The following is a 22,606-nucleotide window of genomic DNA, read 5'->3' as shown; positions in this document are numbered from 1 at the left end:
GTGTCCCGCTGCCCGTTGACTGTGACATTTGACCGGCTGAGATGTCACGGTGAAGGCGATCCCGGCACCGCCGAACTGGGGTTTTGCCCCCCGGACCCCGTTGACCGTGACATAGCACCGGTCAAGATGTCACGGTGAAGTGGTTTGCTGGGTGGCCGACCTGCGGTTTTGTACTCCGCTGCCCGTTGACTGTGACATTTAACCGGCCAAGATGTCACGGTGAAGCCGATCCCGGCACCGCCGAACTGGGGTTTTGCACCCCGGACCCCGTTGACCGTGACATTGCACCGGTCAAGATGTCACGGTGAAGCGGTTTACAACACCCCCGACCTGCTGTTTTACCCCCGGTAACCACGTCGACCGTGACATCCCACCCCAAGGAAACCCCCCAAGCACGACCGGCCTAAGCCTTGATGCCGGAGCCCTCGATCACGATGGTGATCTTGTTGGACACCAGCACGCCGCCGGACTTTAGCGGTGCCTGGAAGTCCACACCGAAGTCGGTGCGGTCGATTGTGGTGCTGGCCTCGAAGCCTAGGCGCTCGTTGCCGAAGGGGTCGGTCTCCACGCCGAAGGTCTCCACGGTGAGGGTGACCGGCTTGGTGGTGGACTTGATGGTCAGGTTGCCCTCGACGGTGCCGTTGCCGTTCTCGTCGACGTTGAAGGCGGTGGACTCGAAGGTCATCTCCGGGTACTTCTCAACGTCGAAGAAGTCCTCGCCGTGCACGTGTGCGTCGCGGTCGGAGTTGCCGGTGTCGATCGAGGCGGTCTTGATGGTCGCGGTCGCCTTCGGGTTCTCCCCGTCGACAGTGAGCTGCGCGGTGAACTCGGGGAAGTTGCCGCGGACCTTGGTCACCATTGCGTGGCGGGCGACGAAGCCGATCTCGGTGTGGTCGGGGTCGAGGTTCCAGGTTCCAGTGAGGTGAGACATTGTAAAACTCCTTCAAGCTGTTGACGTGTTAGCAACAGCAAATATAGCACTTTTATGTGACGTGTCAACTTAAAGGTGAATAAATACCTTTCCTGCAGGTCAGGACGGGAGTAGACGAAAGTAGATAAAAGGGGTGATCTTCTTTGAAGCAGTTGACGCACAAGGTAACCTCAGTGTTATGGCTGAACAACCGCGCTGGCTCAACGATGGTGAACAGGAACTGTGGCGACTCATGCTCGCCGCATCCCGAAAGGTCGACCGCGTCATCGACGAGACCCTTCAAGCAGGGTCGAACCTTTCGTCCTCCGAGTTCGCCGTCCTCGTGTCCCTGTCCGAGGCAGAGGGCAAAGAGCTGCGCCTGCGCGATCTCTGCGCCGTTCTGGATTGGGACCGCTCGCGCACCTCGCACCAGGTCACCCGCATGCAGCGCCGTGGACTGATCACCAAGTGCAAGTCGCCTGGCGACGCCCGCGGGGTGTTAGTCAAGCTCACCGACGACGGCCTGACCCGCGTCACCCAAGCCGCACCCGACCACGTCGAAAGCGTGCGCCGCATCATCTTCGACCACCTCGAGCCCGAGGACATCGCCGCTTTACGACGCTTCTTCGGCGGCATCATGGAAGTCGACAACGTCCCCGGCATCCCGAAGTGCTCGGAGATCAACAAGTTCGACTAAAGAATCAGGGTCGAAATCAGGGTAAACCCCGTTGTCGGGAAACCTGTTCCCCCGTTGAATGGGAAGTGTCAGAAGGTTACAACCACACCAACGGGAAAGGAACCCACACCATGTCGACCACCAACAACACCAGCCCCCGCAAGCGCCTCACCCGCTCGATCACCGACCGGTGGATCGCCGGCGTCTGTGGTGGAGTGGCCAACTACTTCAACATCGACCCGGTGCTCGTTCGCATCATCTTTATCGTTCTAATCCTCGCTGGCATCCTGCCGGGCGTGCTGCTCTACATCGCCGCCTGGATCATCATGCCCGAGGGGATCTAGCTCATCCACCGCCAGCGCGAAGCGGACCGCGCCGACAATCTGGTGCATCGCAACAGCGGCGTCTTTCCACACGTAAAACGCGTTGGCGAACGGGTGCGTGAGTGAGTCGTAGACTTTGACGGTCGCGTGCACGCCGACGTCGACAAGCGAGCGAGCGAACGTCACCGCCTCGTCGCGCAGCGGGTCGAACCCCGCGGCCGCGATGTAGGCGGGCGCAACCCGGGCGAGGAGCTCGGGCGGCGCCAGCGACGGCGAGATCTCCCAGTTCGTCAGGTCGTCGGACGCGCTGGTGTACAGCTCGCGGTAGTACTCCAGCTGCTTGCGCGTCAGGTAGGTGCCCGTGTCGAACTCGCGTTGCGACGGCGTGTCCAACGTGGCCAAATTCGTCGAGGGGACGATGAGCACCTGGAGCGCCGGCTGGCTCTCGCCGCGGGCGGCCCTGCGCAAACAAAGCGCCGCGCTGAGTGTCGCGCCGGCGGAATCCCCAGCGAACGCGACGCGGGCGGGATCGATACCGTCGACCTCGCCGGCCAAGACCGCGCTCGTCACCGCATCGCTGGCGTCGAGCCCGGCCGGGAACTCGTGCTCTGGGGCGAGCGGATAATCCACCGAGATCACCGCCACGTCGCCGTACGCGCACAGGAAGCGGCACGTGTTGTCGTGGGATTCCAAAGAACCTGTGGCCCAGCCGCCGCCGTGGAAATACACCACCGCCGGAAGCTCACCCGTGGCGTGGGCGGGGCGGTAGTGGCGCACCGGGGTCGAAGCGATGTGCGCGTCCCACACCGCACCCACCTGAATGGGTGGCCCCGCCGCCAGCCTCGCCTGCGATTCGATCTCCTTGCGCGCCTCCTCAACGTCGAGGTCCGCCGTATCCTTCGCAATTAGGCGAAGCGCCAGCGCCGAGGCCCTCACATCGGGAGCGAGAACTAACCCGTTGCGCGACTTCTGCCGGCCGAGCAGTCTCAAAGCAGCATTGGGGATAGCTCGAAGGGTTGCCGCCGCGGCGAGAGAAACATTTCGGGATAAAAACATAAATCCTAAGTTTATTCACGCACGCCTTGAGATGATGGGTGATTCGCTCACCGCTCGCACCGGGTGATAACCTTTAGTGCGCACTGAACAAGTGCATGTCTTCGTAGCTCAGTGGATTAGAGCATCGGTTTCCGGTACCGAAGGTCGCAGGTTCGAATCCTGTCGGGGACACAATTGTCATGAGTCGCGACATGGTTGACAGATCAGTCGCGACATGGTTGGCAAACCGGTGTCCCGGGTTTTGTTTTTCCGGGGCGCCGGTTATGCGTTTTAGCTCAGGGGTGGGTCGCCTTTTCGCCAGTATGGTTTTTGGTATTGGCGGGTGGTGTCGATGTAGTGTTCGGCGATGATTTCGCTGGTTTCTTGTGTGGATGTGGTGATGTGGTTGTCGGTGATGACCATGAGGATGTTCTCCCCGGCCCATGCTCGTCCGATTCCTAGGTGGTAGAGCCTGCCTGCGTAGCGGATGCTGACTTTGCCGTTGGGGGCGACGATGTCGTGGCGCACGCGCCATTCTTGGGTGGGCGTGGTGGTGGGGGTGGCTTTCGGCCCTGTTGTGTAGGCGGTCTCGGGGGTGCGCCGTCCTAGGGCGCGGTGCGGGCGTTGTGTGTTGTAGTAGCCGGCGAATTCGTCGAGTTGGTGTTGTAGCTGTGTGATGGTTTCCGCTGGTGGTTGTGCGCTGATCCATTTTTTTAATGTTTGGTGGAACCGTTCGATTTTGCCTTGGGTTTGCGGGTGGCCCGGCCTGCCGTTCTTTTGCTGGATGCGGTGGGTTGTCAGGACTTTCTCGAAGGCGTTTCGCCCGCCTTTGCGTCCGGCCAGGCGTGCGGTGAACACCAGGCCGTTGTCGGTCAATGTTGATGCCGGTGGGCCGTAGATGTCGATGAGTCGGGATAGTTCGTCTGCGACGGCCACGCCGGTGAAGGCGGCGCGGGTGGTCATCGACAGCAGGTAGCGGGAGTGATCGTCGATGAAGTCGAGGACTTCTACCCGGGTGCCGTCGAGAAGGAACAGGTGGGTGATGTCTGCCTGCCAGCATTCGTTGGGCATGGCGGCTTCGAACCTGATGTAGGAGCTGCGCGGCTTCTTCTGCGGCTGCGGGGTCACTAAACCGGCGGCGGTGATGATCCTGCGGATTGTTGATGGTGATGGCACGCGCATGCCTTGGCGCTCCAGGTGGAAGGCAATCGTGTCGGGGCCCGCGTCGAAACCGGCCCGGGTGAGTTCTTTGCGTATCTCGATGATGTGGTTGCGCAGCGGTTCGGGTACGGCGTGCTGGTGGGTGCGCGGTGCGCGGGACTTCGGGGCGATAGCGTCGGGTCCGCCTGTATCCAAGTCGGCCAGGATTTTGTAGACCCTTTGGCGTGAGATGTTGAAGCGGGCGGCGACTTTTGCCACGGGTTCGTGTTGTTCTCTGACGGCTTTAACGATGGCGAGGTTGCGGTTGGGGCTGTTCACCGTGTCAACAATGTCGCGGCTGATCAGCTTGACGGCCGCCGAAACGCGCCCGAGCGTGTCAAGTTGTTTGTGTGTGGGGCGTGATTATTAGAGGTAGGGCTCGAAGCGGTCAGGGTAAGCCACAGACATCTGGTTGATGGCCTGCTTCCAGTTCGTCACCCGCCTGCCCTCGATCAGCCGGCCGCTGGTCGCCGCGACCCGTTTGCCCTGCTTAGCACGCTTGGCGGCCCGTTTGTCCTCAATGTTGCAGATCATCAACCACACGGTTTTGATCGCAGACTCATCGTTGGTGAACTGCACCCGATTCCGGGTGGCTTTACGCAGCTCGTTGTTCATCGACTCAATCGAGTTCGTGGTGTAGATCACCTTCCTAGCCATCGGTGGGAACTCAAGGAACGGGATGAACCGGTCCCACGCATCGCGCCACACCTTGACTGACTGCGGATACTTTTCCCCCAGCTCGGAGGCCTCGAACTCCGTCAACGCCGCCAGAGCGGTTTGCTCGGTGGGGGCGGTGTAGATCTTCTTCAACTCGGCGGACACCGCCTTACGATCTCCATAGGCCACCCACCGGTTTGCTGCCCTGATCAGGTGGACGACACAGGTCTGGACCATCGAATCCGGCCAGGTGGCTTCCACAGCCTCCGGCAGACCCTTGAGCCCGTCACAGCACACGATGAACACATCGTGCACTCCGCGGGTAGCGAGGTTGGCACACACCTGCGCCCAGAACGAGGCTCCTTCCTCTTTAGCCAGCCAGATACCCAGGATGTGTTTGATCCCCTCCATGTCCACCCCGATAGCCAGGTACGCGGATTTGTTGACCACCCGGCCCCCGTCACGGACTTTGATCCGTAACGCATCGAGGAAGACCACGGGGTAGAACTCATCAAGTTGGCGGTTCTGCCAGATCATGACCTCCTCGAGGACCGCATCGGTGATCGCGGAGATTGTTTCATGGGAGATGTCCACGCCCATGGCGGTGGCCATGTGGTGCTGGATGTCTCGGACGGTCATGCCACCGGCATAGAGACTGATGATCATGTCGTCGACGTCGGTCAGCCGGCGGGATCCTTTGGGCACCATTGTCGGCAGGAAGGATCCGTCACGGTCCCGGGGAACAGCGACATCGACCGGTCCGTAGTTCGAATCGACCCGCTTGGGGTAGGAACCGTTACGGGAATTGTTCTGACCAGCGGCTTCCTTGCTGTTCCGGTCGCCGTGCTGGTAGCCGAGGTGGGCATCCATCTCGGCGTTGAGGCCCCGGTTGATCGAGGCCTGGAGCAGGCCCCGGACGAGATCGTTGGCATCCGTGGTGGAGGTGCCGAGCTCGTCGATCAGCTTCGCCATCTCAGGATTGGCGAGGAGCTTTTCCTCGATCGCTTTGATCTTTGCGGAGTCCTCTGGGTTTCGTCGTGCCACGGTAGTCATTCTGGTTCATCTCCTTGGTGTGAGGGGAATCCCTCACACACAAACCATCTGACACCCTCACGCGCCCCGGCACCAGTGTCAACAATGTCGCGACTGACCTGACAACCATCATCCCAGGTGGTTTTGCGACCCTAACTGTCAACGATGTCGCGACTGACCTGACAACCATCACAACCGCCACCCCAGGCACGCCCTGTCAACTATGTCGTGACTTCGGACACTGTCGGGGACACAATTATGGAAAGGCGCGGCACCACCTTTGCCGGCTCCTTCGGTTCCTCCTGGTGAGCACGGCGCAGCACGCAGTGCGCCGCTTGATTCTTCCCATGGTTTGTGGCTAAAACCCGCAGGCAACGGCCAGAGAATTCACCGACAGCCCGGCGCTGCATTCGTATTCTGGGGCCATGACCAAAGCACTTTTCGTTCTCACCGCAGCAGACCACTGGACGCTTAACGACGCCTCGCAGCACCCAACCGGCTTTTGGGCCGAGGAGTTCACCACCCCGTACGGGGTTTTCCGTGACGCGGGCTGGGACCTCACGGTGGCAACCCCCGGTGGACGCAAACCCGTCGCCGACCCCGCCAGCCTCAATGACGAGCAGGAGGCGATTCTCGCCGAGCTGGCTCCAGTCATTGACAACCCGGCCTCGCTCGAAGATGTCGACCCGGACAACTTCGACGTGGTGTTCTACCCGGGCGGGCACGGCCCGATGGAGGACTTGGCGGTCAACGAGGCGTCGTCACGCATCCTGGCGAGCAGGCTCGAGCAGGACCGGACCCTGGCGCTGTTGTGCCACGCGCCGGCGGCTATCGCGGCCACGGCTGACGCGAACGGGAAATCACCGTTTGCCGGGCGGAAGATGACCGGCTTCTCCAACGCCGAGGAGAGCGCCGGCGGCCTCGCGAGCAAGGCCACGTGGCTGCTCGAGGACAAGCTCGTTGAGCTCGGCGTGGATTACAGCGCGGCTGAACCGTTTAGCCCCCACGTCGTCTCCGACGGCAACCTCCACACCGGGCAGAACCCGGCGTCGTCAAAGGAGCTGGCAGAAAAGATCCTCGAAAGCATCTAGCGCGCCTCGAAGTATCCCGGCGCGTCTGTCGCCTCCGTGCGGCCGGTGCGCAGGTAGTCGATGACGATACGGTCGACTACCTTGTTGCCGAACCCGACGTGGCCGTGGCCAGGGCCGTGCACGGTGAGCAGGTGGCTGCCCATCGACTCGGCGATGGTGCCGCGTCCCTCATACACCGTCTGCGGATCCCCGGTGCCATTGATCTGCAGCGGGCGGAGCTCGAGGCGGGAACCATCCAGCTCCGCTGTGCCGGCAACAGGCTCGGCGCCCGCGCAGTACATGCCAGAGCCAATCACGGCATTGGGGCTGGTGAAGATGTCGCCGCTGACCTCAGAGGACCACAGCGCCGCCGGGATGAGGCCGAAATCGGGCGGGGAGACATTCTCGTTGCACATCTGGACCGCCTGGAGCTGGTGCAATGCCACGACTTGCTGCTGGTACTCGTCGATAAGTGCCTGCGCGGGCGCTGCGTCCTGGCCCTGCTCAAGAGTCCCGTTTGTGAGTCGCGCGAGCTGATCCCAGGCCTGTGGGTGAGGCAGGTTTATGCGGGTCGCGGTGAGCAGCGGGGAGGTGGCCTGATTTGCCCCGGGGTTGAGAAGACGTGAGACGATTCCCTCGCCCTCCACGCGGGCCTTCCCGGTGGCGGTGAGCACGTCCGCGCCGGCCTGGCCGGAGGATCCGAGCCCGGGCGGGAGGTCCCCGACCTGAGCCGGGGGAGGGGTTACTGTTGGGTTCGTACCTGATTCGGCGACGACCTTGCGCGACCAGTACTGGTAGGCCTTCAGCGGGGTGTCACCCATCCCGTAGGTTGCGTCGTTGGCGGCCACGTAAGCGAAGTAATCGTTCAGCGCGCGCTCGTAGCCGCCCTGCTGTGTGCGCATCAGCCCCTGCCAGGCAAGGGAAGGATCCATCGTGGAATCCAGCACTACACGGTCGGTGTGCTGCGGGTACATAGTGGCATAAACGGATCCGAGGTAGGTGCCGTAGGACAGTCCCATGATCGAAATCCTGTCGTAGCCGAGCGCTCGGCGAACCTCGTCCCAGTCGCGTGCGTTGTTTTCCGTCGTGATCGTCTCCGGGTAACCCGGCCGCTGACCCTGGCATAGCGAGCGGCTCACCCGACCGCTGGACAAGGTGGATTCAATTTGGAGCTGCGCTACGTCCAGTGGGGTCTGCGGGTTCGGTGACTGGCAGTTCAGCGGCGTTGAATGGAGCAACCCGCGGGGCTGGACCGCCACCAAGTCCCACTCGTCGCGGATCTCCTGTGGCCAGTCGAAACCGCTGCCTTCGGTGCCGAAGTAGGTGTACGCGTCGCCGCCCGGCCCTCCCGGGTTACCGAACAACGCGCCGCGGCGCGCAGCCGGGTTCTGCGCGGGGATGCGGATGAACCCGACGGAGATTGCCTCGCCGGCGGGGTCGTCGTAACGCATGGGCACCTCGATGCGGCCGCACTCGGCTCGCTCAACGTTGACCGTGATGGGGCACGGCTCGGCGGTGACCTCGGGCACGGGAGCTTCAGCGGCGCCAGCGACGACATTCACATGCACAGCGGCAAAGAGCAATGCGGCCGCCGACGCTTGCGCTCGCTGGGCGAAAAATGGCATGCGCATTGTAAAACCTTTCCAAGGAAATAAGAGAAGGCGTGGAGCAGACGGTGATTAATGCTACCTTGAATGCAGCGCAGGCGCGCGGCGAGGGCGGGCACCCATGGCGATAATGTCGGGCACCTGAATTAGACTGTTTCCCCATGACGCCAGCTGACCTCGCGACCGCCATCAGGCAGGCCACCACGACCGTTCTCACCGACCACGACCTCGACGCGACTGTCGTGCCCGAAACCGTGACGGTGGAGCGTCCGCGCAACCCCGAACACGGCGATTACGCCACTAACATCGCCCTGCAGGTGGCGAAACGGGCCGGCACCAACCCCCGCGAGCTCGCGGGCTGGCTTGTCGACGCCCTCGCCACCGACCCGGCTATCGCCAGCGCCGACGTTGCAGGCCCCGGTTTTATCAACCTGCGCCTCGCTGCGGACGCGCAGGGCAAGCTCGTCGCCGACATCTTGGAGGCGGGCCAGGACTATGGCCGCTGCCACATCTACGCCGGCGAGAAAGTCAACCTGGAGTTTGTTTCCGCGAACCCGACCGGGCCGATCCACCTGGGCGGTACCCGCTGGGCGGCGGTGGGTGACTCCCTCGGCCGCGTTCTCGAGGCCGCCGGTGCAGACGTCACCCGCGAGTACTACTTCAACGACCACGGTGGCCAGATCGACCGCTTTGCCCGTTCGCTCGTCGCCGCGGCCAAGGGCGAGCCCACGCCGGAGGACGGGTACGGTGGCGCGTACATTTCCGAGATCGCTGCGGGGGTCGTTGACAAGCACGAAGGCGCGCTGGAGGGCACGGACGCCGAGGTCCAGGAAACCTTCCGCGCGGCGGGCGTGGATATGATGTTTGCCCACATCAAGCGCTCGTTGAGGGATTTTGGCGTCGAGTTCGACGTGTACTTCCACGAAAACTCGCTGTTCGAATCTGGCGCCGTGGACAAGGCGGTGGCCACGCTCAAGGACAACGGCAACCTGTACGAAAGCGACGGTGCGTGGTGGCTGCGCTCGACCGGCTTCGGCGACGACAAGGACCGCGTGGTGATCAAGTCTGACGGCGACGCCGCCTACATCGCCGGTGACATTGCCTACGTGGCCGACAAGTTCGATCGCGGCCACACACTGGCCATTTACATGCTCGGCGCGGACCACCACGGCTACATCGCCCGGTTGCGCGCGGCGGCGCAGGCCCTCGGCTACGACGCGGACGCAGTGGAAGTGCTCATCGGCCAGATGGTCAACCTTGTACGAAACGGCAAGCCTGTGAAAATGTCCAAGCGCGCCGGCACGATCATCACCCTCGAAGACCTCGTCGACGCCATCGGAGTCGACGGTGCACGCTATTCTCTGGCCCGCTCCTCGGTAGACCAGACCCTCGATATCGATCTGGACCTGTGGACGAGGCAGTCCTCGGACAACCCCGTCTACTACGTTCAGTACGGCCACGCGCGGTTGTGCTCGATCGCGCGTCGCGCCTCTGAGGCGGGCGTGAGCGTCGCCGAGCCTGACCTGGGGCTTTTGACGCACGAGAAGGAAGGTGATCTGATCCGCACTCTCGGCGAGTACCCGGCGGTGGTCCAAGCCGCGGCCGAGCTGCGCGAGCCGCACCGCGTGGCCCGCTACGTCGAGGAACTGGCGAGCTCGTTCCACAAGTTCTATGACGCCCGCCAGATCCTGCCCAAGGCCGGCGAGGACGCCGAGCCGATCCACGAAGCGCGCCTCGCGCTGGCCATGGCCACACGCCAGGTCCTGGCCAACGCCCTTGACCTGCTCGGCGTCAGCGCACCGGAGCGGATGTAAATGGATTTCAACGACCTTCCCGCCCACGTGTGGCCGCGCTCTGTGGCGCGGCAGGAAGACGGCGTTGTCACCATCGCCGGGGTGCCGCTTCCCGAGATCGCCGAGGAGTACGGTACGCCCGTGATGGTTGTCGACGAGGACGACTTCCGGTCCCGCTGCCGCGACATGGCGGCCGCGTTCGGCGCGCCAGAAAACGTCCACTACGCCTCCAAGGCATTTTTGACCCGCATGATCGCGCGCTGGGTGGACGAGGAGGGGCTGGCACTCGACGTCGCCTCCGAAAACGAGCTGCGCATCGCGCTGGCCGCCAACTTCCCGCCCGAGCGCATTACGGTGCACGGCAACAACAAGTCGGAATCCTTCCTCACCCTCTGCGCCGAGTCCGGGGTTGGCCACGTCGTGATCGACTCGCACCAGGAACTCGCCGAGCTCAACGACGTCTGTGGGCGGCTCGGCACAAACCAAGAGGTTTTCGTGCGTGTCAAGCCCGGTGTGGACGCGCATACGCACGAGTTCGTCGCCACCAGCCACGAGGACCAGAAATTCGGCCTGTCGCTGGCCTCGGGCTCCGCGCACAAGGCGGCCGTCGACGCCATCGCTGCGGCCAACCTCACGCTTGCGGGTCTGCACTGCCACGTCGGCTCCCAGGTGTTCGACGCAGAGGGCTTCAAGCTCGCCGCCGAGCGCGTGCTGGGCCTGTACGCGACCCTCTACCGGGAGAACAACGTCGCGCTGGACTACCTCGATCTCGGCGGCGGTTACGGCATTGCCTACGTGGACGACGAGCAGCCTCTCGACGTCACCGGCGTCGCCCGCGACCTGCTCTCCAGCGTCGACCAGGTAGCCGCGGAGCTGGGGATCCCCGCCCCGACGGTGGTTGTCGAGCCCGGCCGCGCGATCGCGGGCCCGTCGACAGTGACCGTGTACCGCGCGGGCACGATCAAAGATGTGCACACCTCGCACACCACCACGCGGCGCTACATTGCCGTCGACGGCGGGATGAGCGACAACATCCGCCCCGCCCTGTACGACTCCGCCTACGATGGCCGGGTGGTCAACCGCTTCGTCGACGCCCCCGAGACCGCGACCCGCCTGGTTGGCTCGCACTGCGAGTCGGGCGACATCTTAATTAACGACGCAATGTGGCCCGAGGACATCGCCACCGGCGACCTGATCGCGCTGGCCGCGACCGGCGCCTACTGCTATTCCATGAGCTCGAACTACAACGCGTTTGGCCGCCCGGCCGTCGTGGCGGTGCGCGCCGGCCACACCAAGCCGATGCTCAAGCGCGAGACGGTCGAGGACTTGCTCGCGCGGGAGTACGAGGGATTGTCCTACACGTTATAGACAAAGCGGTACACTTGGGCCGCAGACCATTGCTACACGACGAAGGATTTTCGAAGGACTATGACTGTATCGAGCGCTGAGAGCCGCAACGGAAACTACCCAGGCAAGGGCATCGGCGAGCCGGTCGGTGTCGCCATCTTGGGCAAGGGCACCGTCGGCACCGAGGTGCTCCGACTCCTCGCCGAATTCTCCGACAACCTTGAGCACCGCATCGGCGGCCCGATTGAGGTGCGCGGCGTCGCGGTATCCAACCTGGATAAACACAAGGACGCCCCCGAGGTCGACGGGATTTACCTCACCGACAACGCCCGCGAGCTGATCGACCGCGACGATGTCGACGTCGTCGTGGAGCTCATTGGCGGCATCGAGTACCCGCGCGAGCTCGTGCTCGAGGCTTTGAAGAACGGCAAGTCCGTCGTGACCGCCAACAAGGCGCTCGTCGCGGCGCACGCCGACGAGCTTTCCGACGCCGCCAACGCCGCCGGTGTCGACCTCTACTACGAGGCGGCCGTCGCCGCCGCGATCCCCGTCGTCGGCATGCTGCGCCGCTCGCTCGCAGGCGACCAGGTCCAGCGCATCTCCGGCATTGTCAACGGCACGACCAACTTCATCCTCGACGCCATGGCCACCAGCGGCATGAGCTACGAGGACGCGCTCGCCGAGGCAACCCGCCTGGGCTACGCGGAGGCCGACCCCACCGCGGACGTCGAGGGCCACGACGCGGCGTCCAAAGCCGCGATCTTGGCCTCGATGGGCTTCCACACCCGCGTGACCTACGACGACGTCTACTGTGAGGGGATCACGAAAATCACCGCCGACGACATCGAGGCGGCGAAGCAGTCGAACGAGACGATCAAGCTGCTCGCGATCTGCGAGCGCCTGCTTGACGACACCGGCAACACCGTTGGCGTCAACGCCCGCGTCCATCCGACGCTCGTGGCCAACGACCACCCGCTGGCGAGCGTCGATAAGTCCTACAACGCGATCTTCGTCGAGGCGGAGGCCGCGGGCCGGCTGATGTTCTACGGCAACGGCGCCGGCGGCGCGCCGACCGCCTCCGCCGTGCTCGGCGACCTGGTCGGCGCCGCGCGCAACAAGGTCCACGGAGGACGCGCCCCGGCGGAAAACCCCTACGCCAACTACGAGGTCGTCGGCTTCGGCGAGGTGCACTCGCGCTACCACATCAACATGACCGTCAACGACCGCGTCGGCGTGCTTGCCGACCTCGCGCGCATGTTCTCCCAGGCTGGGATCTCGCTCTCCGCCGTGCGCCAGGAGGAATCCGACGACGGCGCGCACCTGATCGTGGTCACCCACGCCGCGCAGGAGCGCACGCTGAGCGAGATTGTCGACGCCCTGACCAACCACGCCGACGTCCAAGCCATCAACTCCGTCATCCGCCTCGACGCCTAACCCAAGAAAGTCCCCATGCCCACCGCTCTTCCCGTCGGCCTCAAAGCCACCGTCACCGTGCCCGGATCCTCCGCAAACCTGGGGCCGGGCTTTGACACGCTCGGCATCGCTCTGGGCATCTACGACACCGTCGAGGTGGAAACCATCGCCTCCGGGCTCGAGATCGAGATCTTCGGCGAGGGCGCCGACGATCTGCCGCGCGACTCCTCCCACTTGGTGGTCAAGGCCATTAACTCCGGGTTCGAGGCAGCCGGCGTCGAGGCGCCGGGCCTGCGCGTGGTGTGCCACAACGAGATCCCGCAGTCGCGCGGGCTGGGCTCGTCCGCATCGGCCGCCGTCGCCGGCGTCGTTGCCGCCAACGCCCTGGCCGAAGACCCGCTCGACAGCGCGGCGGTAGTGCAGCTGTCCTCGGCGTTCGAGGGCCACCCCGACAACGCCGCCGCCTCGGTTCTCGGCGGCGCCGTGGTGTCGTGGACCGACGTTCCCGTCGACGGGGTGACCGACACGACCTACCGCGCGGTGGGCGTGGGGGTGCATCCGTCGATACGCGCGACTGCCTTCGTGCCGGACTTCCACGCCTCCACCGACGCGGTGCGCCAGGTGCTGCCGAGCCACGTGACGCATACCGACGCCCGCTTCAACGTCTCACGCACCGCCGTGATGACGGTGGCGATCCAGCACCACCCCGAACTTCTGTGGGAGGGAACGCGCGACCGCCTGCACCAGCCGTACCGCGCCGACGTGCTGCCGGTCACCGCGGAATGGGTCAACCACCTGCGCAACCGCGGTTTCGCCGCCTACCTGTCGGGGGCGGGGCCCACGGCGATGGTGCTGAGCACAGAGCCAATCCCGGAGAAGATCCTTGACGGCGCGCGCGAGGCCGGTCTGCGTGTAGTCGACCTGGAGATCGCTGGGCCGGCAAGCGCCACGCTGAGCCGGGTGTAGCGTTTCCCCCTTCGCCGTAAACCCGGACGCAGACAACTTGCCCTGGGTTTACGCGGAAACGGCCTATGTTGACCCACCCGGGTTTAGGCGTGAGGGTTTCGGTTTCCCGGCCCGGGCAGCGCGATGATGTCGAAGCGGTCGTTCGCCAAGTGCTTACGCAGGTCCTTCTTGTCAAACTTGCCCACCGACGTCTTGTCAATGGAGGACACGAACGTCCAGTATTCCGGGGCCATCCACCTCGGTAAGAGCTTCGACAGCTGCTTGCGCAGCCGCGCCGCGGTCTCGGCGGTGGGCGCGGCGTCGGGAACGAGCACCGTGATCGCCAGGGGCCGCTCGCCCCACTGCGGGTCCGGGTAGCCAATCACGGCGCACTCGATGACCTCGTCGGCCTCCATGATCAGGTTTTCCACCTGCGCCGAATAAATCCACTCGCCGCCGGAGCGGATGACGTCGCGGGCGCGGTCGTAGAGCGTCATAAAGCCGTCGTTGGTCACCGTGCCCACGTCGCCGGTGCGCAGCCACCCGTCGGCGGTAAACGCCTCGCGGGCGTCGGTGACCTGTTCGCCGCGGAATTCGCCGGCGATCTCCCCGGCGTCCTGGGTGGGGGAGCGGTAGTAGGAGGCCGCGACCATGTTGCCGCGCACCTGGATCTCACCTTGGGAGCGGTCCGTCGACGACATCACCTTGCCGTCGTTAACCACCCGGTATTCCAGCCACGGGGCGAAGCGGCCCTGGGAGACGCGGAAGGCGTAGCGGGCCTCACCGGACACGCCCGACGGCGGGCGCGCCACCGTGCCCACCGTGGAGGTCTCCGTCATACCCCAGACGTGGATGACGTCGACGCCGTAGCGCTCCTCCCACACCTTGATCAGCGCCGGCGGCGCGGGGGAGCCGCCCACGAAGATCTCGGTCAGGCTCATGCGCTCCGGTGGGTTTGAGGAGTAGTGGATGATCAGTTGGATCCACAGGGTGGGCACGCCGTGCGCGACGCGCGGGTGCGTCGCAGCGATCAGAGCCGCGAGCGTTGGGGCAGAGACGTCCGAATCGGGCAGCACCAGCGGGGTGCCCACGAGGAAGGCGGCAAACGGAACGCCCCAGCTCATCACGTGGTAGATGGGGATGCCGCACAAAAACGTCTCGCCGTGGGTGATCGCCATCGAATCGGTGGCGCGCAGCCCCATTGCCTCCAGCCAGATGGAGCGGTGGGAATAGGCCACGCCCTTGGGAGCGCCCGTCGTCGCGGTGGAGTAGACCAGCGCTGCGGCGGTGTTTTCTGGCAGCTCGGGCCAGTCGTAGACGGTAGAGCGGCCGTCGAGAAGCGACTCGTAGTTGTGCACGTCGATGCCCTCGGGCAGTGCCGCGGCGAGCGAGGCGGGGAACTCGGTACCGGTGAAGCACACCGCGGTCACGAGCGGGCATAGCTCGAGCACGCGGCCGAGCTTGTCCGCAAGGCGCGGGTCGGCGACGATGACCTGGGCCTCGGAGTGGTTGATCACGTACGCGATTTGGTCCTCAACAAGCTGGATATTCACCGGGGTGAACACGGCGCCTTTCGACGCCACCGCGAACATCACCTCAAGGTGCTCAGCGCAGTTGTACAGCAACGTGGCCACGCGTTCGTCGCCTGTGATCCCGAGGTCGTCGTGAAGCGCGTGCGCGAAAGCCGCGGCGCGGGCGCCGATCGCCGCGAACGAGGATTCCTCTGCCTCCCCGGAACGCCACGTGGTAACGCGGGTGGTTGAGTGAATCGTCTGCCCGTAGGTGAGAATCCGGGCGACGGAAAACGGCACCTCCTGCATGGTGGAAAGCATGATCACTACTCTAGCGCGGCCGAAAGAGGGGCTGAATCCCTCTCGTGTCGCGCCGATGGGTTACAATCAGCGTCAAGATCGCCGCGGCATCTGCGGGCACACTCGTTTCACTTAATTGACGGGTACACGGTCTTCCCCACGTACACTTCGCCTTCTTCATTCGTGCGAGTACACCGTTTCGCGCTATCAAAGCTGACGTAGGGGCAAACACGGGCTACACCTTTTTAGAGAAAACGCGCAGCCCGCGTGAGATAAGCACAGATCAAACTGCACACGAAAGCTTCACAGCCCGCGCAGATTGTGCGCAGGCCCGGCACGGTGGCTCTTCTACGGGCGCTGCTGCCGTGCACGAAGCGACGAAAGGACATTCGTGACCGACACGGGCAATGCTGCACACGGCGCTACGCAAGGCAATGACCACCAAGACCTGGCGACAATGAAGCTCCCTGAGCTGCGCAAGCTGGCCGCAGAGAAGGGTCTGAAGGGCATTTCCGCTTTGCGCAAGGGCGACCTGATCCAGGCTATCACCACCGGTGAGGTGCCGAAGCGGGCTTCAGCGGCGGCGCCGGAGGAGGCGGCCGAGGCTGCCGCCCCCCGCCGCCGCGCGACCCGACGGGCCGGCGGTGCAGCCGAGGCCGATAACGCAGGCGCTGACAACTCGGGCGCTAACAACGCCGACAACTCCGGTTCCGAGGACGAGCGCCGCGGCCAGGACAGCTCCTCGCAGGACAACTCCTCGCAGGACGAGCAGCGCTACGAGTCGCGATCTGCGGCGCGCCGGGCACGTCGCAACCGCGCCCGTAACAGCGGTGGCGAGGGGTCGAACGAGGGCTCCCACGACAACGAAGACGGCAACAACGCGCAGGACGATAACCGCGACAACCACCGCAACCACGACGGGGACAACCGCGACAACCGGGATGATCGCGGCGACAACCGCGACAGCCGCGATAGCCGCAACAACAACCGCAACCACGGCAACGACGACCGCAACCGGGACAACCAGTCCAACGACGACGGCAACCGCCGCGGTCGCCGCAACCGTCGCAACCGCAACCGCAACGGCCGCGACGACAACAGGGACAACCGGGATAACAACCGCAACAACAACCAGGACTTCAACCCTGAGGACCTGCAGGAAGTTGCCGGCATCGTCGACGTAGTGGACAATAACACCGCCTTTGTTCGCACCACCGGTTACCGCGCCAGCCAGGCGGACGTGTTCATCCACAACAAGCTGGTGCGCCAGAACGGCCTGCGCTCCGGTGACGCGGTGATTGGCCAGGTCCGTGCCAACGGCCAGAGCCACTCCCACGGCAACGGACGCAACCGCCAGCGCTACAACCAGCTTGTGCGCGTCGATTCCGTCAACGCCATGAGCCCGGAGAACGCGAAGCAGCGCAAGGAGTTCCACAAGCTCACCCCGCTGTACCCGAACCAGCGCCTGCGTTTAGAGACGGAGCCGAACATACTGACCACGCGCGTGATCGACCTGGTCATGCCGCTGGGTAAGGGCCAGCGCGCGCTGATCGTCTCCCCGCCGAAGGCCGGCAAGACGACGATCATGCAGAACATCGCGAACGCGATTGCCACGAACAACCCGGAGTGCTACCTCATGGTCGTGCTTGTCGACGAGCGCCCCGAGGAAGTCACCGACATGCAGCGCTCGGTTAAGGGCGAGGTCATTTCCTCGACGTTCGACCGCCCGCCGTCAGAGCACACCGCCGTCGCTGAGCTGGCCATCGAGCGCGCCAAGCGCCTGGTGGAGATGGGCCAAGACGTCGTCGTCCTGCTCGACTCGATCACCCGCCTCGGCCGCGCGTACAACAACTCCTCGCCGGCGTCGGGCCGCATCCTGTCCGGTGGTGTCGACTCCAATGCGCTGTACCCGCCGAAGCGTTTCCTGGGTGCCGCGCGCAATATCGAGGAGGGCGGCTCGCTGACGATCATCGCCACGGCGATGGTGGAGACGGGTTCCGCCGGCGACACCGTGATCTTTGAGGAGTTCAAGGGCACGGGCAATGCCGAGCTCAAGCTCGATCGCAAGATCGCAGAGCGCCGCGTCTTCCCGGCTGTGGACGTCAACCCTTCCGGCACCCGCAAGGACGAGCTCCTGCTGGCACCGGAGGAGGCGCGCATCATGCACAAGCTGCGCCGCATCCTCTCCGCGCTCGACCCGCAGCAGTCCATCGACATGCTGATCAAGCAGCTGAAGAAGACGAAGTCCAACGGCGAGTTCCTCATGGGTGTCGCGCAGTCGGCGCCGATGGCGGCTGACCAGAACGAGGAGGAATACCTCTGATGGCGGGCGAAGTTTCCATTGTCGACGATTACGTCTCCGAGTACGAGGGCATCCAAGCCCAGATGGGCGACCCGGATGTCGCGGGCGACCAGGAGCAGTTCCGCAAGCTGTCGAAGCGCTACGCGGAGCTGCAGCCGATCATCAACGTTTACAACGAGCTGAGCGAGGCGCGGGAGAACTTCGAGGCCGCCAGCGAGATGGCGAGCGAGGACAAGGAGTTCGCCGAGGAGGCGGAGCGCCTTGAGGGCGACATCGCGCGCCTCGAGGAGGAGCTCGCTGACCTTCTCGCGCCGCGCGATGAGCACGACGGTGACGACATCATCATGGAGATCAAGGCCGGCGCGGGCGGCGAAGAGGCCGCCCTGTTCGCCGGTGATCTGGCCCGCATGTACCAGAAGTACTGCGAGAAGCACGGCCTGAGCTGGGAGGTCCTGGACCTCGCCGAGTCGGACCTGGGTGGCGCCAAGGACATGACCGTGGCCGTCAAGTCCAAGACGCCGTCGCGCGATGGCGCGTGGTCGAAGCTGAAGTTCGAGGGCGGCGTGCACCGCGTGCAGCGCATCCCAGTGACCGAGTCCCAGGGCCGCATCCAGACCTCGGCTGCCGGCGTCTACGTCTTCCCCGAGGCGGAGGAAGTGGCCTCTGTCGACATCGACGAGAAGGATTTGCGTGTCGACGTCTACCGTTCCTCCGGCAAGGGCGGCCAGGGTGTCAACACCACCGACTCGGCCGTGCGCATCACGCACCTACCGACGAATATCGTGGTGACCTGCCAGAACGAGCGCTCGCAGATTCAGAACCGCGCCCGTGCGATGCAGGTCCTGCAGGCCCGTCTCGACCAGCTCGAGCGCGAGAAGGCGGACGCGGAGGCGGCCGAAGGGCGCGCCAGCCAGGTGCGCACGATGGACCGCTCCGAGCGCATCCGCACTTACAACTGGCCGGAGAACCGCATCTCGGATCACCGCATCAACTACAAGGCCAACAACCTCGACTCCGTGCTCGACGGCAACATGGACGAGCTCATCGCCGCGCTGCAGAAGCACGAGCGCCAGGAGCGCCTTGAGGCAGAGTAAGACGCGCGAGCTCGTTGCCCGAGGTGCGCACATGCTGCGCGCCGCGGGGGTGGACACGCCCGAGGTCGACGCGCGCCTGCTCGCCGCATGGCTTCTCGACGTCGCCCCGCTCGCCGTGAACTCCACCGAGCCGGCGCCCAACTTTCAGGTGAGATTCGCCGAGGCAATTAGGCGCCGGGCCGCGCGCGAGCCGCTGCAGCACATCACTGGCCGCGCCCCGTTCGGCCCGCTCGAGCTCGCGGTCGGGCCCGGGGTGTTCATCCCGCGCCCGGAAACCGAAATCCTCGCGGACTGGGCGGTGCGCCGCCTGACCGGGGCGAGCGCGCCTGTCGTTGTTGACCTCGGCACCGGCTCCGGCGCGCTCGCTATCTACATCGCGCACGCGCGTGACGACGCCCGCGTGACCGCAGTCGAGGCGTCGGCGACGGCGCGTCGATACGCGCGCGCGAACGCTGAGCGGCTCGGCGTCAACGTAGACGTCGTGGCGGGGGACATGACCGACCCCGCGCTGCTGTCCGAGCTTGAGGGCAGGGTTGACCTGGTGGTCTCGAACCCGCCGTATGTGCCGCACGGCCCAGATGTCGGCGCCGAGGTCCACCACGACCCCTACGAGGCGGTGTTTTCCGGAGCCGACGGGATGGACGCGATCCGCGGGCTCGTGCCGGTTGCGGCGCGCCTCCTCGCCCCAGGCGGGGCGCTTGGCATCGAGCACGACGACACGACCTCGCAGCTCGTCCAAGATGTCCTCGCAGCTAGCGGAGCATTTAGCGATGTCGAGCCCCTCGACGACCTCACCGGGCGGGCTAGGTTTGTCACCGCGAGTAAAGTGAAGCGTTAAACGCGACCATTTACGAAGGAGCACTATGGCAAGCCAGACCTACGACTGCCTCACCCCGGCGGGGCGTACCGACGGGATCAAGGCGGCGGTAGACGCCATCCGCGCGGGCCAGTGCGTGGTCATGCCGACGGACACGGTCTACGGCATCGGCTGCGACGCCTTCAACAACGACGCGGTGGCCAAACTGCTGGCCACGAAGCGCCGCGGGCCCGATATGCCGGTGCCCGTCCTCGTTGGCTCCTGGTCCACGATTCAGGGGCTGGTGCGCGAGTTCACCGACACCGCGCAAACGCTGGTGGAGGCGTTCTGGCCGGGCGGGCTGTCCATCGTCGTGCCCGAGGCCCCGTCGCTGCCTTGGAACCTCGGCGATACCCGAGGTACCGTCCTTCTGCGCATGCCGAACCAGCCGTTGGCGATCGAGCTTTTGCGCGAGGTCGGGCCGATGGGCGTGTCCTCGGCCAATCTCACCGGCAACGTGCCGCCCGTGACCACGTCTGCCGCGCGGCAGCAGTTCGGCAACGCCGTGCCCGTCTACCTCGACGGCGGGCGAGCGACGGTGGGGGAGCCATCGACAATTATCGACATCTCAGGGCCCAGCCCGGTGATCCTGCGCAACGGAGCGATCAGCGCCGAGCGCATCGGTGAAGTCTTAAACCTTGACCCGGAGAGCCTCCGGAGGACATAAGTGGGCGGCGCCGGAGTGCCGCTGCGCGAGCTGGGTCTAGTCCTGCTCGTCGCCGCGGCAATAACGTACCTTGCGACGGGAGTCGTGCGCTCCGTTCTCGTGCGCACGGGCCGAATCGCCGAGATCCGCACCCGTGACGTGCACACGCAGCCCACGCCGTCGCTCGGTGGGCTAGCAATGTTCACCGGGTTCGTCTCCGCGGTGTTCCTCGCCCAGCAGCTCCCCGCGCTGACCCGCGGCTTCGCGCCCGTCACGCCCGAGATGACGGCGGTGCTCGCCGGCGCGTTCGCCATCGTCGTCGTCGGGCTTGTCGACGACCTTTACGAGCTCGGCGCGGCAACCAAGTTCCTTGGGCAGTGCTTCGCGGCGGTGCTGATGAGCTTTCTGGGGCTGACGTTTACGGTCTTTTTCGTCCCCTTCGGCTCCGGCACCACCTTCATCCTTGACCAGGTCCAGGGGATGATGGTGGCCTCGCTGTTTACCGTCGTGCTGGTCAACGCCGTGAACTTTGTCGACGGCATCGACGGCCTTGCCGCGGGCCTGGGCATGATCGCCGGCGGCGCGATCCTGCTGTACTCGCTGACCATCCTGCACGACCAGGGCGGCGCCGTGTCGGCCTACCCGCCGGCGATCATCTGCGCCGGCCTCGTCGGGATCTGCGCGGGGTTCCTACCGCACAACTTCGAGCCCGCGCGCATCTTCATGGGGGATTCCGGCGCCATGCTCATCGGATTGCTGCTGGCGGCGGCCTCTATTTCCGCGTCGGGTAAGATCAACCTCTCGCTCTACGGCGCCGCCGACTTCATCGCGCTGATCAGCCCCGTGATGGTGGTGCTGGCCGCGGTGGCACTTCCCGTCATCGACCTGGTCTGGGCGGTGATCCGCCGCGCGGCCAAGGGGCAAAGCCCCACGACTGCCGACGCCGGCCACATCCACCACCGGCTTTTAGCGCTCGGCCACACGCACAGGCGCACCGTGCTCGTGCTGTACGCCTGGGTCAGCGCGGTCGCGTTTGGCGCCGTGAGCTTTTCCATCGCGCCAGCCGGGATCGCGCTGGCGATGACGGTTGTGGCCGTCGTCGGCGCCGCCGCGCTGACCGCGGTGCCGTTGATGCGGGGGCGCCGCAGCGCGGCTAGCGTGACGCGCTAAAAACCTCATCGACCGGGGTGGAGCCGTCGTTGAACTCCACCGTTCGCGACCCTGCTGGCGGGTTGGCGACGGCGGCCGCAATCGCGTGAGCGACGTTGGCGCGGCTCACCTCGGACCCCTCGGACGCGTCGGCGTCGATCTGTGCGGTGGCGGGGGCGTCGATAAGCTTGCTCGGTCGCAGGAGGGTATAGCTCACCCCGGATGCGGCTAGGTGGGCATCGGCTTCGGTCTTCGCCTGGGCGTAGGGGTAGAAGCTGTGGTCCTCGGGCACGCCGTGGTCCTCGCCCGCGCCGAAGTAGGAGACCATCACGATATGGCCGACACCCGCCTCGCGCGCGGCATCGATAGCGCGAATCGCCGCGTCGCGGTCGACCGCCCAGGTCCGCTGCGGGTTGCCGCCACCAGCGCCAGCGGCCCACACGAGCGTGTCGACGCCCGAGCTGCGCATCAACTCCGCCATCGCGTCCGCGCTCTGGCCCTCGACGTCGAAGACGACCGGCTGCGCCCCGGCCTGCTCGATATCCGCGGAGTGCTCCGGGTTGCGGATAATCCCGGCAACCTTAAAACCGCGCTTCACGAGCTGCGGGATGGCAAGGCGTGCAACCTTGCCGTGTGCGCCAATGATCGCGACGGTGGAATGGTTAGCTGCTTTGTTAGTCATATGTCCTCCTATAACGAGTATGTTCTGTCTCCCACCCTAACCACACCGCGCGCGGGCG

General features: G+C 65.1%; 19 protein-coding genes and 1 tRNA gene. 13 read left to right on the top strand and 7 right to left on the bottom strand.

Translation table 11 applies throughout. The features are described 5' to 3' along the window. Positions 1 to 403 precede the first annotated feature (403 nt). Entirely contained in the window at positions 404 to 931 is a 528-nt protein-coding gene (locus tag E3227_RS10565; protein WP_136653591.1) for a YceI family protein, read from the bottom strand. Positions 932 to 1,109: 178 nt separating this feature from the next. Here E3227_RS10565 and E3227_RS10560 point away from each other — a divergent pair, with 178 nt between their 5' ends. Together E3227_RS10560 and E3227_RS10555 are read left to right on the top strand one after the other, a co-directional pair. Then, positions 1,110 to 1,607, top strand: coding sequence for a MarR family winged helix-turn-helix transcriptional regulator (locus E3227_RS10560; protein ID WP_144318432.1), 498 nt, complete (start codon positions 1,110 to 1,112; stop codon positions 1,605 to 1,607). A gap of 110 nt (positions 1,608 to 1,717) precedes the next feature. Further along, positions 1,718 to 1,930 carry a PspC domain-containing protein gene (locus E3227_RS10555; protein WP_136653587.1) on the top strand — a complete coding sequence of 71 codons (213 nt, stop codon included), beginning with the start codon at positions 1,718 to 1,720 and terminating at the stop codon, positions 1,928 to 1,930. Here the strand turns inward: E3227_RS10555 and E3227_RS10550 are convergent. Further along, on the bottom strand, positions 1,856 to 2,965 hold the full coding sequence (locus E3227_RS10550) for an alpha/beta hydrolase (RefSeq protein ID WP_144318431.1): 1,110 nt from the start codon (positions 2,963 to 2,965) through the stop codon (positions 1,856 to 1,858). The genes E3227_RS10555 and E3227_RS10550 overlap by 75 nt on opposite strands. A gap of 97 nt (positions 2,966 to 3,062) precedes the next feature. Between E3227_RS10550 and E3227_RS10545 the strand changes: the two genes are divergently transcribed. Continuing rightward, a tRNA-Arg gene (locus E3227_RS10545) sits at positions 3,063 to 3,136 on the top strand. 99 nt (positions 3,137 to 3,235) lie between these two features. Here the strand turns inward: E3227_RS10545 and E3227_RS10540 are convergent. Both E3227_RS10540 and E3227_RS10535 read right to left on the bottom strand, forming a co-directional pair. Further along, a complete protein-coding gene (locus E3227_RS10540; protein WP_144318430.1) occupies positions 3,236 to 4,423 on the bottom strand; it encodes an IS481 family transposase in 1,188 nt (395 codons plus the stop codon). Between the two features lie 87 nt (positions 4,424 to 4,510). Continuing rightward, the gene (locus tag E3227_RS10535) at positions 4,511 to 5,854 is read right to left on the bottom strand and encodes an IS256 family transposase (protein WP_144317347.1); all 1,344 of its coding nucleotides are present in this window, start codon (positions 5,852 to 5,854) and stop codon (positions 4,511 to 4,513) included. Positions 5,855 to 6,258: 404 nt separating this feature from the next. On the opposite strand from E3227_RS10535, the gene E3227_RS10525 reads away from it, so the two are divergent. After that, positions 6,259 to 6,924, top strand: a complete 666-nt coding sequence (locus E3227_RS10525) for a type 1 glutamine amidotransferase domain-containing protein (protein ID WP_136652589.1) — start codon at positions 6,259 to 6,261, stop codon at positions 6,922 to 6,924. On the opposite strand, the gene E3227_RS10520 is transcribed toward E3227_RS10525, so the two are convergent. Then, positions 6,921 to 8,528 carry an alpha/beta fold hydrolase gene (locus E3227_RS10520; protein WP_246062685.1) on the bottom strand — a complete coding sequence of 536 codons (1,608 nt, stop codon included), beginning with the start codon at positions 8,526 to 8,528 and terminating at the stop codon, positions 6,921 to 6,923. The two genes, E3227_RS10525 and E3227_RS10520, sit on opposite strands and share 4 nt — an antisense overlap. Positions 8,529 to 8,671: 143 nt before the next feature. On the opposite strand from E3227_RS10520, the gene argS reads away from it, so the two are divergent. From argS to thrB, 4 genes are read left to right on the top strand one after another with little or no spacing between them, the layout of a single operon-like run. Next, entirely contained in the window at positions 8,672 to 10,324 is a 1,653-nt protein-coding gene (argS, locus tag E3227_RS10515) for an arginine--tRNA ligase (RefSeq protein WP_144318429.1), read from the top strand. Beyond that, positions 10,325 to 11,671: a diaminopimelate decarboxylase gene (gene lysA / locus E3227_RS10510; RefSeq protein ID WP_144318428.1), complete on the top strand. Its 1,347-nt coding sequence runs from the start codon at positions 10,325 to 10,327 to the stop codon at positions 11,669 to 11,671. A 60-nt stretch (positions 11,672 to 11,731) separates the two neighbouring features. Then, the gene (locus tag E3227_RS10505; RefSeq protein WP_144318427.1) at positions 11,732 to 13,084 is read left to right on the top strand and encodes a homoserine dehydrogenase; all 1,353 of its coding nucleotides are present in this window, start codon (positions 11,732 to 11,734) and stop codon (positions 13,082 to 13,084) included. 15 nt (positions 13,085 to 13,099) lie between these two features. After that, on the top strand, positions 13,100 to 14,029 hold the full coding sequence (gene thrB, locus E3227_RS10500; protein WP_136652585.1) for a homoserine kinase: 930 nt from the start codon (positions 13,100 to 13,102) through the stop codon (positions 14,027 to 14,029). A gap of 83 nt (positions 14,030 to 14,112) precedes the next feature. Here thrB and E3227_RS10495 read toward each other — a convergent pair whose 3' ends face one another. Further along, positions 14,113 to 15,840 (bottom strand): long-chain fatty-acid--CoA ligase, encoded by a 1,728-nt coding sequence (locus E3227_RS10495; RefSeq protein WP_144318426.1) that lies wholly within the window; start codon positions 15,838 to 15,840, stop codon positions 14,113 to 14,115. A gap of 370 nt (positions 15,841 to 16,210) precedes the next feature. On the opposite strand from E3227_RS10495, the gene rho reads away from it, so the two are divergent. Genes rho through E3227_RS10470 form a run of 5 tightly spaced genes read left to right on the top strand, consistent with a single transcriptional unit; the run spans position 16,211 to position 21,887 of the window. Next, positions 16,211 to 18,142, top strand: coding sequence for a transcription termination factor Rho (gene rho, locus E3227_RS10490; RefSeq protein ID WP_144318425.1), 1,932 nt, complete (start codon positions 16,211 to 16,213; stop codon positions 18,140 to 18,142). After that, a complete protein-coding gene (gene prfA, locus E3227_RS10485; RefSeq protein WP_136652582.1) occupies positions 18,142 to 19,215 on the top strand; it encodes a peptide chain release factor 1 in 1,074 nt (357 codons plus the stop codon). The genes rho and prfA overlap by 1 nt, the downstream gene beginning before the upstream one ends. Further along, on the top strand, positions 19,202 to 20,053 hold the full coding sequence (gene prmC / locus E3227_RS10480; RefSeq protein WP_144318424.1) for a peptide chain release factor N(5)-glutamine methyltransferase: 852 nt from the start codon (positions 19,202 to 19,204) through the stop codon (positions 20,051 to 20,053). Before prfA ends, prmC begins: the two co-directional genes overlap by 14 nt. 25 nt (positions 20,054 to 20,078) lie before the next feature. Continuing rightward, positions 20,079 to 20,738 carry an L-threonylcarbamoyladenylate synthase gene (locus E3227_RS10475; RefSeq protein ID WP_144318423.1) on the top strand — a complete coding sequence of 220 codons (660 nt, stop codon included), beginning with the start codon at positions 20,079 to 20,081 and terminating at the stop codon, positions 20,736 to 20,738. Beyond that, positions 20,739 to 21,887: an MraY family glycosyltransferase gene (locus tag E3227_RS10470; RefSeq protein WP_144318422.1), complete on the top strand. Its 1,149-nt coding sequence runs from the start codon at positions 20,739 to 20,741 to the stop codon at positions 21,885 to 21,887. Here E3227_RS10470 and E3227_RS10465 read toward each other — a convergent pair. Beyond that, positions 21,871 to 22,548: an NAD(P)H-binding protein gene (locus E3227_RS10465; protein ID WP_144318421.1), complete on the bottom strand. Its 678-nt coding sequence runs from the start codon at positions 22,546 to 22,548 to the stop codon at positions 21,871 to 21,873. The genes E3227_RS10470 and E3227_RS10465 overlap by 17 nt on opposite strands. Positions 22,549 to 22,606 lie beyond the last annotated feature (58 nt).

Source organism: Corynebacterium sanguinis (assembly GCF_007641235.1).
Classification (GTDB): Bacteria; Actinomycetota; Actinomycetes; order Mycobacteriales; family Mycobacteriaceae; genus Corynebacterium; species Corynebacterium sanguinis.
This window is presented reverse-complemented; position numbering and strand designations above follow the sequence as displayed.

Coding starts and splice junctions, on each gene's coding strand:
- E3227_RS10565 (WP_136653591.1), bottom strand. CDS start 931: ATGTCTCACCTCACTGGAACCTGGAACCTCGACCCCGACCACACCGAG.
- E3227_RS10560 (WP_144318432.1), top strand. CDS start 1,110: ATGGCTGAACAACCGCGCTGGCTCAACGATGGTGAACAGGAACTGTGG.
- E3227_RS10555 (WP_136653587.1), top strand. CDS start 1,718: ATGTCGACCACCAACAACACCAGCCCCCGCAAGCGCCTCACCCGCTCG.
- E3227_RS10550 (WP_144318431.1), bottom strand. CDS start 2,965: ATGTTTTTATCCCGAAATGTTTCTCTCGCCGCGGCGGCAACCCTTCGA.
- E3227_RS10535 (WP_144317347.1), bottom strand. CDS start 5,854: ATGACTACCGTGGCACGACGAAACCCAGAGGACTCCGCAAAGATCAAA.
- E3227_RS10525 (WP_136652589.1), top strand. CDS start 6,259: ATGACCAAAGCACTTTTCGTTCTCACCGCAGCAGACCACTGGACGCTT.
- E3227_RS10520 (WP_246062685.1), bottom strand. CDS start 8,528: ATGCCATTTTTCGCCCAGCGAGCGCAAGCGTCGGCGGCCGCATTGCTC.
- argS (WP_144318429.1), top strand. CDS start 8,672: ATGACGCCAGCTGACCTCGCGACCGCCATCAGGCAGGCCACCACGACC.
- lysA (WP_144318428.1), top strand. CDS start 10,325: ATGGATTTCAACGACCTTCCCGCCCACGTGTGGCCGCGCTCTGTGGCG.
- E3227_RS10505 (WP_144318427.1), top strand. CDS start 11,732: ATGACTGTATCGAGCGCTGAGAGCCGCAACGGAAACTACCCAGGCAAG.
- thrB (WP_136652585.1), top strand. CDS start 13,100: ATGCCCACCGCTCTTCCCGTCGGCCTCAAAGCCACCGTCACCGTGCCC.
- E3227_RS10495 (WP_144318426.1), bottom strand. CDS start 15,840: ATGCTTTCCACCATGCAGGAGGTGCCGTTTTCCGTCGCCCGGATTCTC.
- prfA (WP_136652582.1), top strand. CDS start 18,142: ATGGCGGGCGAAGTTTCCATTGTCGACGATTACGTCTCCGAGTACGAG.
- E3227_RS10475 (WP_144318423.1), top strand. CDS start 20,079: ATGGCAAGCCAGACCTACGACTGCCTCACCCCGGCGGGGCGTACCGAC.
- E3227_RS10465 (WP_144318421.1), bottom strand. CDS start 22,548: ATGACTAACAAAGCAGCTAACCATTCCACCGTCGCGATCATTGGCGCA.